A 13,345-nucleotide genomic window follows, 5' to 3' on the forward strand; every position below is an offset into this window, starting at 1 on the left:
TCTCAGAGGTCTTCGATGACCAGTGTGCGGTAGCGCTGGGCGATGGAATAGGGCACGGTGCGCACCAGTTCCATCAGGCGTTCGGCGGCAGCGCCGTCTCTTGTCCTCACCAGCAGGCCCGTGTGGCCGTCGCGCGCCAACTCGGTATAGGCGCGTACCGTCGCGGCGTCGGTGCCGGCGGAGGGCAGGGGGTTGTCGGATGTCTTCGCGGTCGGGGCGATTTCGGCCAGCACCGTTTGCGCGGGCAGCAGATAGACCTCGTCGCCACTCATGCCTTTTTCGATCAGGCGGTGGCCGATGCGGTCGGCGTCTTCCGCACTCGGAAACATCACCATCGAGTAGCCGGTCGGGTAAAAGGCCCCGCCGATGCTCGATCGCATGCCCGGTTCAAGAGTGAAATGCTTCATGCTGCCTCCTGTTCTTGGAAAGGCTTCTGAAAGGTCCCTGACTACAACATTAGGTCGCACCGGCACCGGGCTCTGTAGGAGAAACCCGAAAGCACTGTCAACCGCGTGCGTACCCCGCCCATTCAAAAAAAGAACCGACAACCTTGTCAGCCACTCTTACCTCCATGCCCTCATCGAGAAACATCGCGCTCACCGTCCATGAACTGGAGGCGGGCGAGTTCTATTGGGTGCTGATGGAGGCGGTCGACGACACGCCTGGCGAGACCTCCCACGTCTATGTGCCGCTGGAGGCAGCCCACGATCCCTATGCCACCTATTCGAACGCGCTGGTGGCGGGCGTGGCCGTGATGCGGCGGCTGTTCGGACCCGACGGAAGGCCTGCCTGAGGCCCATCAGAGGCCTTCGGCGGAAGGCCTCTCCCTATAATCCCGCCGTTCTGGTGCGTTAATTCTTATTAATCCCGCCAGGCAACACGGTTCGAAGGTGCCCCGCACGCCATCTCATGGCCACGGGGTTAAACGGGAAGCAGGTGCGCCGCGTCGTTCATTCTTGATTGATTGACGCTGCAACTCCTGCGCTGCCCCCGCAACGGTCAGCGGATCTGGAAACCCTCACGCTCATGCCTCCCAGACGGCACGGGCAGCCACTGCGCTTCGGCGTGGGAAGGCGAGGGTTTCGGCCGCGGTGTGCATCCATTCATTGATTGATTGGCACGCCGCGGCGCTCCGCAAGCCCGGATACCGGCCTTCGCAACCGCCTTCGGACGCTGCGGGAGTGCGTGTCCGGGCCTGCCACCGCTTCGCGCTCGCGCGTACCGTCGCAGTCCCTTCGCCTCTTCCGCCGCGTCCTCTATCGGTCAGGAGCCTGCGGGGACGCAGGCCGGAGGAGAAGTCACATGGGTCATGCATCGCCAGCGCGCGATCGCACGGGTGCGCCGCTGCGTTGGACGCGCCTTTCGGGTCTTTCACTGGGTCTGGGGTTGGTTTTCGGGCCTTCCGCGGTCTTCGCGCAGTCGTCGGGTGAAGCAGCCAGCAGCAACAGCCAGAGCCTTAAGCCGGTGCAGGTCGAGGCCGAACGGCATACCCCGCTCGCCATCGACGAACCCTCGCACACCGGTAGCCGCCTGGGCCTCACGCCGCTGGAAACGCCGGCCAGCATCGAGGTGCTGACGGGCGACACCATCCGTGCACGCGGCGACGTCTCGGTGATCGATGCCGCCACCCGCGCCACTGGCATCACCGGCACGCCCGGCCCCGGCAACGGCGGCACCGCGATGGCGGCGCGCGGCTTCTCGGGCCACGGCTCGGTGATGCAGCTGTTCGACGGCACGCGCCTCTACGCGGGCGCGGGCACCGTCACCTTCCCGTTCGACACCTGGTCTGTCGACCGCATCGAGGTGCTGCGCGGCGCGGCCTCGGTGATGTACGGCGAGGGTGCCATCGGCGGCGCCATCAACGTGGTGCCCAAGAAGCCGACGCGCGGCCCGATCCAGAACGAGGCGCTGGTCACGGTGGGCTCCGACGCCACCCGCCAGGTGGCCTTTGGCAGCGGCGGGGCGATCAACGACAAGCTCTCCTACCGCTTCGACATCAGCCACCGCCAGACCGACGGCTTCATGCAGCGCGGGCAGGCCGAGAGCCTGGCCGTGGGCGCGGCCGTGCGGCTCGACGTGTCGCCGCAGCTGCAGTTCACGCTGTCGCACGACGAGGGCCGGCAGTCGCCGCAGCGCTACTTCGGCGTGCCGCTGATCGACGGCCGCCTCAGCAGCCAGACGCTGCGCCAGAACTACAACGTCGACGATTCGGAAATCAAGTACCGCGACAAGTGGACCCGGCTCGACGCCCAGTGGACGCCCAACAGCGCCGTCACCGTGCGCAACCAGCTCTACCGGCTGGAGAGCAAGCGCCACTGGCGCGACAGCGAGACCTACACCTACAACGCCACCACGCGGCGCGTGACGCGCGGCGACTACCTGGAAATCGGCCACGACCAGGAGCAGATCGGCAACCGCACCGACGCCACCTTCAAGCACGGCCTGTTCGGCCTGGCCAACCAGGTGCTGGTGGGTTTCGACGCGAATCACATCAACTTCCAGCACAGCAACGATTCACCGTACGGCGGGCGCTCGGTGGTCGACCCCTTCGCCTTCAACCCCGGCTACTACGTGTCGCCCGTGGCCTACACGCCGCGCTACCGGACCAAGACCGACACCTACGCCTTCTTCACCGAAGACAAGCTGGCCTTCAACGAGCAGTGGTCGGTGGTGGGCAGCCTGCGCTGGGACCATGCCAAGGTGGCGCGCACCGACCTGCAGAACGCGGCCAACAACCTCGGCAAGACCTTCGAGTACGCCACCGGCCGCCTCGGCGTGGTGTATGCGCCCGATGTGTCGCAGTCGTTCTATGCGCAGGTGGCGCGCGCGGCCGACCCGCTGACCTCGCTCATCTCCACCTCGGCCACGCAGGTGCCGTTCGAGCTCAGCACCGGCCGGCAGGTCGAGGTTGGCTACAAGCGCCAGCTGGCCGACAACCGCGGGGCCTGGACCGTGGCGGCCTATCGCATCGAGAAGACCAAGCTGCTCTCGCGCGACGCGACCGATCCGACCATCACCCAGCAGATCGGCAAGCAGTCGTCCGAAGGCATCGAGGCCACGCTCGACCTGGCGCTCACCTCGACGCTGCGGCTCGAAGCCAACGTGGCCAAGCTGCGCGCGCGCTACGACGACTTCAACGAAGTCGTCAGCGGGCGCCTCGTCTCGCGCGCGGGCAACACGCCCACTGGCGTGCCCGAAGAGGCCGCGAATCTCTGGCTCAACTGGCGCTTCCTGCCGCAGTGGGAGGCTGACTTCGGCGTGCGCTACGTCGGACCGCGCCAGGTCGATACGGCCAACTCGCGCAAGATCGGCTCCTACACCGTGGCCGATGCGGGCGTGAGCTGGCAGGCGAATCCTTCGCTGAAGCTTGCGCTGCGCGCCTACAACCTGGCCGATCGCCGCTATGCGGTGTCGTTCTCGAACGGCGGCAACCAGTGGTTGCTGGGCCGCCCGCGTTCGTTCGAGCTGTCGGCTCTGGTCAACTTCTGAGCGGCGCTCCCATGACTTCCGCATGGCGCCGCGCCTGGCCGATCATCCGGCACTGGCTCTACTGGACGCACCGGTGGCTGGGCATCGGCGGCTGCCTGCTGTTCGTCATGTGGTTCGTCTCGGGCGTCGTGATGATGTACGTGGGGTATCCCAACCTCACGGACGAAGAGCGACTTGCGGGGCTGGCGCCGCTGCGTTTCGAGCAGGCGGCGGTGTCGCCAACCGCTGCACTCGACGCGCTGCCGCAGGCGGCCCGCGTGCAGCCGCGGCGCATGGTGCTGGAGATGCAGGGCGGCATCAACGCCGAGCCCGTATGGCGCATCGTCGATGCGAGCGGAGGCCGGCACACGGTCTCGGCGCGCGACGGCCATGTGCCCGGCCCGGTCGATGCCGCGCAGGCCGAGGCCATCGCGCGGGCCTTCTCGGGCCATGCGAGTGCGCACTGGGCCGAGACGCTGGAGCGTGATCAGTGGACCGTGCCGCAGGGCCTGAACCCGCTGCGCCCGCTGCACCGCGTCGAAGTCGGCGACGCGGCCGGCACGGAGCTGTACGTGTCTTCGCGCAACGGCGAAGTGGTGCGCGACACCACACGCGCGGAGCGCTTCTGGAACTGGCTGGGCTCCGTGCCGCACTGGATCTACTTCACGCCACTGCGCGCCGATCCGCCGCTGTGGCACGACGTGGTGGTGTGGCTGTCGGCGGCATGCATCGTCTCGGCCGTGACGGGCATCGTCATCGGCATCCTGCGGGTGCGCCTGCGGCGCAGGTTCCGCAATGGCGCGGTCACGCCGTACAACGGATGGATGGCCTGGCACCACATCGCGGGGCTGCTCGGCGGGTTCTTCGTGCTGACGTGGATCATCAGCGGCTGGCTGTCGATGAACCCCAATGGCTGGTTCCAGCGCGGGCCGGGCGACGCGGCTGCGATGGCGCGCTACACGGGTGCCGGTAAGTCGCCGTTCCCCTGGCCGCCAGCGGTGTTGCCGTCAGGCGAGGGCGAGGCCGCACCGCGCGAGGCCGTGCTGCTGTGGTTCGACGGCAAGCCGCTGCTGCAGCTGCGCGACGCGAAGGCGCGCGTGCGGGTTGTCGATGCGGCCACGGGTGGCCCCGCCGTCATCGGCAAGAGCGACATCCTGCGCGCCGCCGCCCGCCTGCGGCCCGGCGCCATCACCCAGGCCACGCTGCAGGCCCGCGAAGACTTCCACTGGTACGGCCACCACCGCGAGCGCACCGTGCCCGTGTGGCGGCTGCAGTTCGACGACCCCGCGCACAGCTGGATCTACATCGACCCGGCCAGCGGGCAGGTCGCCGGCAGCAACGACAGCAATTCGAGGCTGCGACGCTGGCTCTTCAATGCGGCGCACAGCCTCGACTTTCCCTGGCTCATCCAGTACCGGCCGGCCTGGGACCTCGTGGTGTGGCTGCTTTCCATCGTCGGCACCGTGGCCTCGGCCAGCGGCGTCGTGATCGGCTGGCGACGGCTGCGGCGCAAGCCTCGACCATTGGTCATATCGAAGGGGCTTGCGCAAGCAGGCCCATGAACCAACAATCAACTTTCGCACTGCGGTGCATTTCAGGAGGTGCTCGATGCACATCGAACCAGGTCTCGTCGACGGATCCAAGATCTTCCTCAGCTACGCCACGGCGGCAGCTGCTCTCGCCTACACAGGCAAGGTGGCCTTCGATACGGCCGTGAAGGACGGCCTTGCCGCCCTGGCGCTGCGCTCGGCCATTGCCGTTGCGCTGGTGTTCTGCTTCTTCGAGGTGTTGCCGCATCACCCGGTGGGCGTGTCCGAGGTGCACCTGATTCTGGGCACGACCCTGCTGCTGGTGTTCGGCCTGGCGCCTGCGGCCATTGGCCTGGCGGGCGGGTTGCTCATCCAGGGCCTGTTCTTCGAACCGCAGGATGTGCCGCAGTTCGGCATGAACGTCACCACCTTGCTGGTGCCCCTGTTCGCGACTGCCGCGCTGGCACGGCGGATCATTCCCCAGAACGTGGCCTACGTGGACATCAGCTACCAGCAGGCATTCAAGCTGTCGGTGGCCTACCAGGGCGGCATCGTGGTCTGGGTCGGCTTCTGGGCGCTCTACGGACGCGGCACCGGGCTCGAGAACCTGAGCCAGATCGCCAGCTTCGGCGCTGCCTACATGACAGTCGTGTTTGTCGAGCCGCTGGTCGACCTGGGTGTGTTGGCCGCTGCAAAGGCCTGGCGTCGTCTGCAGGGCACGGCCTTCGTCGAGCGCCGCCTGTACAGCGCCATCTGATTCAACCAATGCATCGCCGCGCTCACGAGGTGCTGCCTCGGGGAGCGGCACGGGCGCTTGCGCGCCTGAAAGAACATATCCCATGACACAAGCAAGCAACGCCAAGATCCCCGTCACCATCGTCACGGGCTTCCTCGGCAGCGGCAAGACCACGCTGCTGCGCCACATCCTCGGCAATGCCGAAGGCCGCCGCATCGCGGTGATCGTCAATGAGTTCGGCGAACTCGGCATCGACGGCGAGATTCTTCGTGGCTGCGGCATCGGCTGCGACGACGAGGGCAACGAGCGCGAAGGCGCGCTGTACGAGCTGGCCAACGGCTGCGTCTGTTGCACCGTGCAGGAAGAGTTCCTGCCCGTGATGCTTCAACTGGCCGAGCGCCGCGGCGACATCGATGCCGTGATCATCGAAACCTCGGGCCTCGCGCTGCCCAAGCCGCTGGTGCAGGCCTTCCAGTGGCCGGACATCGCCAACATCTTCACCGTGGATTCCGTGGTCACGGTGGTCGACGGCCCGGCCGCCGCCTCGGGCCAGTTCGCCGAGAACCCCGAGGCTGTCGACGAAGCCCGCCGCGCCGACCCCAACCTCGACCACGAGTCGCCGCTGCACGAGCTGTTCGAAGACCAGCTCTCGGCCGCCGACCTCGTGGTGCTCAACAAGACCGACCTGATGGACGACGCCGCGCGAGCGAAGGTCGAGGCGCTGGTGCGCGAAGAGCTGCCGCCCGAAGTCAAGATCGTGGCTGCCACCGAAGGCAGGCTGCCGCTCGCGCTGCTGCTGGGCCAGGGCCGCGCGGCCGAGGCCACCATTCACCTGCGCGAAAGCCACCACGACCACGAGGAAGACCACGACCACGACGAGTTCGACTCGCTCGTGATCGAGCTGCCGCCCGTGGACCGCGACGGCCTGCTCGCCGTGCTCGGCAGGCTGGTCGAGCAGCACACCATCTACCGTGTGAAGGGCTTCGTCGCCATTCCGGGCAAGCCGATGCGCCTGCTGGTGCAGGGCGTGGGTCGCCGCTTCGACCATCACTTCGACCGCCGCTGGCGCGATGGCGAGGCGCAGCGCACGCGGCTCGTGTTCATCGGCGAAGACCTCGACGAGGCGGTGCTGCGCAAGGCGCTGGAAGAGGTGAGCGCGGTCGCAGCCTGACGGCCTGAACGCATGCATCTGCTGAGCACCCAGCCCGGACGCTTCGTCGAAGACGACAGCGTCGTCACCCGGCTCGACCAGACGCCGGGCGACATCGTGGTGCTCAGCTCGGCCGACACCACGCTGGCGCTGCTCGCGGCGGCGCGCACGGCGCTGGCGGTCACCGACCCCGGCTATCCGTCGCTGCGGCTGGCCAACCTGATGCACCTGCGCCAGCCTGCGTCGCTCGACCTGTACATCGACGAAGTGCTGCAGCATGCGCGCGTGGTGGTGGTCGATCACCTGGGTGCGGAATCGGCCTGGGCCTACGGGCTCCAGCAGCTCGAAAAGCTCGCGAAGCGCAAGGGCCAGCAGCTCGCCATGTTCTCCGGCGACCTGCAGGAAGACGAAGACCTGCTTGCGCGCAGCACGGCGCCGCGCGCGGTGAGCCGCCAGCTCTGGCAGTACATGCGCAGCGGCGGGGCGGGCAATGCGATGCAGTTTTTGCGCGCGGTGGCCTTCCATGGGCTGGGCCACGGCGAAGCGCCGCTGCCGCCGCGCAGCCTGCCGCAGGTTGCGCTGCATGTGCCGCGCGGCATTGACGCTGCGCACACCGTGGCCGGCATCGACGATTTGCGCGCCGGGTGGCATGCGGGCGCGCCGGTGGTGGCGCTGGTGTTCTATCGCTCGCATCTGCTGTCGGGCAACACGGTGGCTTTCGATGCGCTCGCTGCCGCACTGAGCGCAGAAGGGCTGAACCCGTTGCCGGTCGCGCTCGATTCGCTCAAAGACCCGCTGTGCCTGTCCACACTGCGCGAGCTGTGCACCGAGCATGACGTGCAGCTCGTGCTCAACACCACGGCTTTCGCCGCGTTGGGGCAGGGCGCGCAGAACGAAGAGGGCGAAGGCATCGCGCTGGCCGGCGACGCACCCGTGCTGCAGGTGATCGTGAGCGGCGGCAACCGCGAGGACTGGCTGGCCGACAGCCAGGGCCTGCGCCCGCGCGACATCGCCATGCAGATCGCGCTGCCCGAGATGGACGGCCGCATCATCACGCGCGCCGTGAGCTTCAAGGGCCTGTCGCACCGCTGCGAACTTACGCAGACCGAGGTGGTGAACTACCAGCCCGAGCCTGATCGCATAGCTTTCGTCGCCGAGCTGGCGCGCCGCTGGTGCAGGCTGCGCAGCCTGCGTGCCGGCGACAAGCGCATCGCGCTGATCCTCGCGAACTACCCGGGCAGCGAGGGGCGCATCGGCAGCGGCGTGGGGCTCGACACGCCTGCCTCGGTGATGGCGATCCTGCGCGCGATGGCGGCCGAAGGCTATGCGCTGGGCGAGCCCGGCGCAATGCCCGCTGATGGCGATGCGCTGATGCGCAGGCTGCAGGAAGGCATCGCGAACGACCCCGCGCAATGGGCCGCGCGGCCGGCGTGGCAGAGCTACGGGCTGGCCGAGTACCGCGCATGCCTGGCAAAGCTGCCCGATGGCATGGCGGCGGCCATCGACGCGCGCTGGGGGCCGCCCGAACAAGACCCGATGGTGCGAAATAGCCGCTTCATGATCGCCGGCCTGCGGCTGGGCCGCGTGTTTGTCGGCATCCAGCCTGCGCGCGCACTGGGCACGCTGGGCGCAGCCGACTACGCGAGCTATCACGACGCGGAGCTGGTGCCGCCGCACAGCTATCTCGCTTTCTATTTCTGGCTGCGCGAGGCCTTTGCCATCGACGCGGTGGTGCATGTCGGCAAGCACGGCAACCTCGAATGGCTGCCGGGCAAGAGCATCGCGCTGTCGCAGACTTGCTGGCCCGACGCCATCCTCGGACCGCTGCCCAACGTGTACCCGTTCATCGTCAACGACCCGGGCGAGGGTGCGCAGGCCAAGCGGCGCACGCAGGCGGTCATCGTCGACCACCTGATGCCGCCACTCACGCGCGCCGAGAACCACGGCCCGATGCAGGACCTGGAACGGCAGGTCGACGAGTACTACGACGCACTGCTGGTCGATGCGCGCCGCGCCAAGGTGCTGCGCGCGCAGATCCTCGCGGCGGTGCGGGCGCAGCATCTGGTCGAGGAACTGGGCATGCCCGGCGCGGAAGACGATGCGGTGCTCGCACGCGTGGATGCCTACCTGTGCGAGCTGAAGGAAACGCAGATCCGCGACGGGCTGCATGTGTTCGGCGCATCGCCGCGCGAGCGGCTGCGGCGCGACACGTTGCTGGCGCTGGCACGCTATCCGGCTGCCGATGGTGCGGGCGCGAATGCCGGACTGCTCGGCGCGCTGTCGCAAGACCTGCTGCCGGGCGATGCCTTCGACCCGCTCGACATCGACGCGGCCCGGCCGTGGCAGGGCGCGCGCCCCGCGCTGCTGCAATCGGTGAGCACTGAAGCGTGGCGGCATCAGGGCGACACGCGCGAGCGGCTGGAACTGCTGGCGCAGCGTCTGCTGGAAGAGGGCGCATGCCCGCCCGAACTGCCGAAGGCCGCCGCCGTGATGGGCCGCATCGCGCAAAGCCTGGCGCCCGCGCTCGATGCCTGCGGTGCGCAAGAGCTGCTGCAACTCTCCCGCGCCCTGCAGGGCCGCTTTGTGCCGCCGGGCCCGAGCGGTTCGCCTTCGCGCGGCCGGCCCGACGTGCTGCCTACCGGCCGCAACTTTTACGCTGTCGATACGCGCGCCATTCCCACTCCCACCGCCTGGATGCTCGGCCTCAAGTCAGCCGCGCAATTGGTCGAGCGGCACATGCAGGAGCACGGCGACTATCCGGTGGCCATGGGCCTGTCGGTCTGGGGCACGGCCACCATGCGCACCGGCGGCGACGATCTGGCGCAGGCCTTCGCGCTCATCGGCGTGCGGCCCAAGTGGGCGCCGGGCAGCCAGCGCGTGGTCGATTTCGAGGTGCTGCCCACGGTCGGCATCGGCCGTCCGCGCATCGACGTCACGCTGCGCATCTCCGGCTTCTTCCGCGACGCCTTTCCCAATGCCGTGCAGATGTTCGATGCAGCCGTGCAGGCCGTCGCCGCACAGGAAGACGAAGACGCCGAGCGCAACCCGATTCGCGCACGCATCCTCCGCGAGGCCGCCGCGCTGGAGGCGCAAGGTGCTTCTCCGGAAGAAGCGCGCCAGCAGGCCGGCTGGCGCGTGTTCGGCTCCGCGCCCGGCAGCTACGGCTCGGGCCTGCAACCGCTGTTCGACCATGGCGACTGGCAGACCGACGACGACCTGTCGAAGGCCTACGTCGGCGGCAGCGCCCACGCCTACGGCCAGGGCAGCGACGGCGTGCCCGCCGCCGACGCGCTGGTTCGCCGCCTGCGCGCCATGAACGTCGTCATGCAGAACCAGGACAGCCGCGAGCACGACCTGCTCGACTCCAACGACTACTACCAGTTCCAGGGCGGCATGGTCGCCGCCGTGCGCCATTTGAGCGGCCGGCAGCCGGCGATGTACCACGGTGACCATGGCAACCCGCAGGCGCCGCGCGTGCGCACGCTGAAGGAAGAAATCAGCCGCGTCATCCGCTCGCGCGTGGTCAATCCGAAGTGGATCGACGGCGTGAAGCGGCATGGCTACAAAGGCGCCTTCGAGATGGCCGCGACGGTCGACTACCTGTTCGGCTTCGATGCCACCGCGCGCGTGGTCGGCGACCACCAGTACGCGATGGTGGCCGACGCCTATGTGCTCGACGAAGCCACGCGTGACTTCGTGAGCGAACACAATCCGCGCGCGCTGCACGACATGCTCAGCCGCCTGCTCGAAGCCATGCAGCGCGGCCTGTGGCAGTCGCCCGGCAACTACAAGAACCAATTGGAAAACCTGCTGCTCGACCACGAGCAGCAGATGGAAGGAAGCCTGCGATGACCACTGCCGCCCCGATGCCGGTGCCTTTTCCCTTTGCTGCGATAGCGGGCCAGCCGCATCTGCGCCAGGCGCTGCTGCTGGCTGCTGTCGACCCGGGCCTGGGCGGTGTGCTGATCGAAGGGCCGCGCGGCACTGCCAAGACCACGGCTGCCCGCGCGCTGGCCGAGCTGTTGCCGGGTGCCCCCTTCGTCACGCTGCCGCTGGGCGCGAGCCTCGAAAGCCTCGTCGGTACGCTGGACCTCGGGCAGGCGCTGGCCGGCCATGAGCTCAAGTTCGCGCCCGGCCTGCTGGCGCGCGCGCATGGCGGCGTGCTGTACGTGGACGAAATCAACCTGCTGCCCGATGCGCTGATCGACTCGCTGCTCGACGCGGCGGCCAGCGGCGTCAACGTGGTGGAGCGCGACGGAATCTCGCATCGGCACGCCGCGCGCTTCGTGCTGGTCGGCACCATGAACCCGGAAGAGGGCACGCTGCGCCCGCAACTGCTCGACCGCTTCGGCCTGTGCGTGCAACTGCGCAACATCGGGGACGCGGCTGAGCGGCAGGCCATCGTGCGTGCGCGGCTGGCCTTCGATGCCGATCCGCAGGGCTTTCGTGCGAAGCACGCACAGGAAGAGGCCGAACTGGCTGCTGCGCTGGTTCGCGCACGGGCGCTCGTGGGAGATGCAGCGGCGCTGCCGTACGGCGATGCGGTGCACGAGGCGGTCGGTGCGCTGTGTATCGAGGCCGGCGTCGATGGCTTGCGAGCCGATCTCGTGATGCTGCGCTCGGCCCGGGCACTTGCAGCATGGGAGGGCTCGGCTGCCATCACCACCGACCACGTGCAGCGCGTGGCAGAGGCCGTGCTGCTGCATCGGCGCAAGCCTGAAGCCGAGGCTGCGGCGCCGGCCCCCGCGCCCCGAGCCGCAAAGCCCGATGGGAGCAGTAACGGCAAAGATGAAGCAAACAGCGCAGGCGACGAAGACTGGGGCGCCATGCCCCCTGAACCCGTCGGCATCGAGCGCGTGAAGCCGCTGCGCCCGCTGATCGACCGCACGCAGGCCGCCCCAAAAAAAGCCTGAGCCTCCGGGACGCCGCACCCGCTGGCGCACGCCAGGGTGACCGGAGGCAGGGTTCGCAGAGGGACGCATGGCAGGGCCGCTCGCCGCAGGGCGCAGCCTTCGACTGGCCGCGCACCCTTGTGGCACGCGGCGCCGACCGGCTGCGCGCCGGGCACCTGCGCCATCGCTCGCAAGAAGCGCGCAGTGGCGCACTCCATTGCTTCCTGCTCGACTGCTCGGCCTCGATGCGCAACGACGGCAACCTCGCACGCGCCAAGGGCCTGCTGCTCGCGCTGATGCAGGAGGCCTACCAGCGCCGCGACCACGTCGCGCTGCTGTGCTTTGCCGGCGAGGTGGTCGAGCTGCGTCTGCCGCCACGCCGCGCCAGCGCCTGGAACGACGACTGGATCGCGCCTATTGCTGCCGGTGGTGGCACGCCGCTAGCGCTGGGCGTGCAGCGTGCCGGCCAGTTGCTCGCGAAGAGCGAAACGCGGCAACGCTGGCTGTGGCTGCTGACCGACGGCCGCAGCAGCGAAAGCCCTGCGCGGCCCGAGGCCGCCGATGTTGCGTGCGTGGTCGATTTCGAGGCGGCACGAGTGCCGCTGCATCGCGCCAAGCAGCTCGCCGCGCGGTGGGACGCGCGCTACCTCACCGTGTAGGGCTGATCGGCGGTTTTTGCACCGCCGTTGCGTTACCGTGCGGCATGAGCGTCAAAACCTGCTTCCTGGCCCTTGCGTTGAGCGTGACGCTGCCTGCTTTCGCACAACCCGCGGTGCCGCCGGATGGCGCGACTTGCCAGGCGGAGGAGGCATTGCTCGAACGCGACATCGATCTTGCGCGTTCCCGGGGCCAGATGTTGCGGCGGCGAGAGCTTGCCGAGGCATTGAGCGCGCTGCAGCTGCGTTGCAGCAAGACTGCGCCGCCGGCCGAGAGCCGCGCAGCTCGCATCGACAGGCTGGAGCAGGAGGCTCGGGCGCTTCGGCTGGAACTCGATCGCACCGAGGAGCAACTGCGCAAGCTGAAGAACGAGTCGCCCTGACGCCGATGCCGGGGCGCTTACGGAGCGGACGTCTCGGTTTCTTCAGGCGCCAGCATCGTCCCCCGACAGCCCGGCGAGCCGCAATGGCAGGGGTACTTCGACGGCGGTGAGCCGTCGTCCGCCGTCAGCGAGTAGTCGATGAACAACTCGTCGCCCGCGTCCACCGCCACCAGCGTCTGGAACTTGAGCACCAGCTCGCCGCCTTCGTCGTATTCCTCCACCGCTTCGCAGTTCGGCTCGCACGAGTGGTTCAGGTGGCGCGTGGCGTTGCCGCCCTTGGAGCCGTCGATGGTCTCGTGGTTCGTCAGTGTGAACAGGTAGGTGAGCTGGTCGTCCCAGACCTTGGTGGCGATTTCGGCCTTGGTATAGCGGCGGCCTTCGTACAGGCCGAGAAAGGCTTCGGCCGGCAGGTCGCGCGTGGCAAAGGCGCCGAGGCCGTGCACGCCGCTGGGGCCCACCCGGACGAAAGGGGTGGACGAGGTTTGCTTGCGATGCTTCATGGGGGAAAGAAGGAAATGGGGGGCGTCGAGA

General features: G+C 68.5%; 11 protein-coding genes and 1 riboswitch. Of the genes, 9 read left to right on the forward strand and 2 right to left on the reverse strand.

The features are described 5' to 3' along the window. Positions 1 to 2: 2 nt before the first annotated feature. Positions 3 to 407 carry a hypothetical protein gene (locus BMW87_RS27515; protein WP_093052597.1) on the reverse strand — a complete coding sequence of 135 codons (405 nt, stop codon included), beginning with the start codon at positions 405 to 407 and terminating at the stop codon, positions 3 to 5. 164 nt (positions 408 to 571) lie between these two features. Between BMW87_RS27515 and BMW87_RS27520 the strand changes: the two genes are divergently transcribed. The 9 genes from BMW87_RS27520 (at position 572) to BMW87_RS27560 (ending at position 12,814) form a co-directional block, all read left to right on the forward strand. After that, entirely contained in the window at positions 572 to 793 is a 222-nt protein-coding gene (locus BMW87_RS27520) for a hypothetical protein (RefSeq protein WP_093052594.1), read from the forward strand. A 78-nt stretch (positions 794 to 871) separates the two neighbouring features. Then, positions 872 to 1,171, forward strand: a riboswitch (cobalamin riboswitch). A gap of 131 nt (positions 1,172 to 1,302) precedes the next feature. Then, the gene (locus BMW87_RS27525; protein WP_093080309.1) at positions 1,303 to 3,489 is read left to right on the forward strand and encodes a TonB-dependent receptor; all 2,187 of its coding nucleotides are present in this window, start codon (positions 1,303 to 1,305) and stop codon (positions 3,487 to 3,489) included. Between the two features lie 11 nt (positions 3,490 to 3,500). Continuing rightward, positions 3,501 to 5,030: a PepSY domain-containing protein gene (locus BMW87_RS27530; RefSeq protein WP_093080312.1), complete on the forward strand. Its 1,530-nt coding sequence runs from the start codon at positions 3,501 to 3,503 to the stop codon at positions 5,028 to 5,030. Between the two features lie 46 nt (positions 5,031 to 5,076). Continuing rightward, entirely contained in the window at positions 5,077 to 5,754 is a 678-nt protein-coding gene (locus BMW87_RS27535) for an energy-coupling factor ABC transporter permease (protein ID WP_093080314.1), read from the forward strand. A gap of 82 nt (positions 5,755 to 5,836) precedes the next feature. After that, positions 5,837 to 6,904 (forward strand): cobalamin biosynthesis protein CobW, encoded by a 1,068-nt coding sequence (gene cobW / locus BMW87_RS27540; protein ID WP_093080317.1) that lies wholly within the window; start codon positions 5,837 to 5,839, stop codon positions 6,902 to 6,904. Positions 6,905 to 6,916: 12 nt separating this feature from the next. After that, positions 6,917 to 10,735 carry a cobaltochelatase subunit CobN gene (cobN, locus tag BMW87_RS27545; protein WP_093080320.1) on the forward strand — a complete coding sequence of 1,273 codons (3,819 nt, stop codon included), beginning with the start codon at positions 6,917 to 6,919 and terminating at the stop codon, positions 10,733 to 10,735. Then, complete coding sequence (locus BMW87_RS27550) at positions 10,732 to 11,796, forward strand: magnesium chelatase ATPase subunit I (RefSeq protein ID WP_093080322.1); 1,065 nt, start codon at positions 10,732 to 10,734, stop codon at positions 11,794 to 11,796. Before cobN ends, BMW87_RS27550 begins: the two co-directional genes overlap by 4 nt. Before the next feature lie 119 nt (positions 11,797 to 11,915). Continuing rightward, positions 11,916 to 12,434 carry a vWA domain-containing protein gene (locus BMW87_RS27555; RefSeq protein ID WP_256216936.1) on the forward strand — a complete coding sequence of 173 codons (519 nt, stop codon included), beginning with the start codon at positions 11,916 to 11,918 and terminating at the stop codon, positions 12,432 to 12,434. 44 nt (positions 12,435 to 12,478) lie between these two features. Then, positions 12,479 to 12,814 (forward strand): DUF1090 family protein, encoded by a 336-nt coding sequence (locus BMW87_RS27560; protein WP_093080326.1) that lies wholly within the window; start codon positions 12,479 to 12,481, stop codon positions 12,812 to 12,814. 17 nt (positions 12,815 to 12,831) lie between these two features. Here the strand turns inward: BMW87_RS27560 and BMW87_RS27565 are convergent, their stop codons facing one another. Beyond that, positions 12,832 to 13,314, reverse strand: a complete 483-nt coding sequence (locus BMW87_RS27565; protein ID WP_093080329.1) for an SET domain-containing protein — start codon at positions 13,312 to 13,314, stop codon at positions 12,832 to 12,834. Positions 13,315 to 13,345 lie beyond the last annotated feature (31 nt).

The organism is Variovorax sp. OV084, assembly GCF_900111625.1.
Taxonomy (GTDB): Bacteria; Pseudomonadota; Gammaproteobacteria; order Burkholderiales; family Burkholderiaceae_C; genus Variovorax.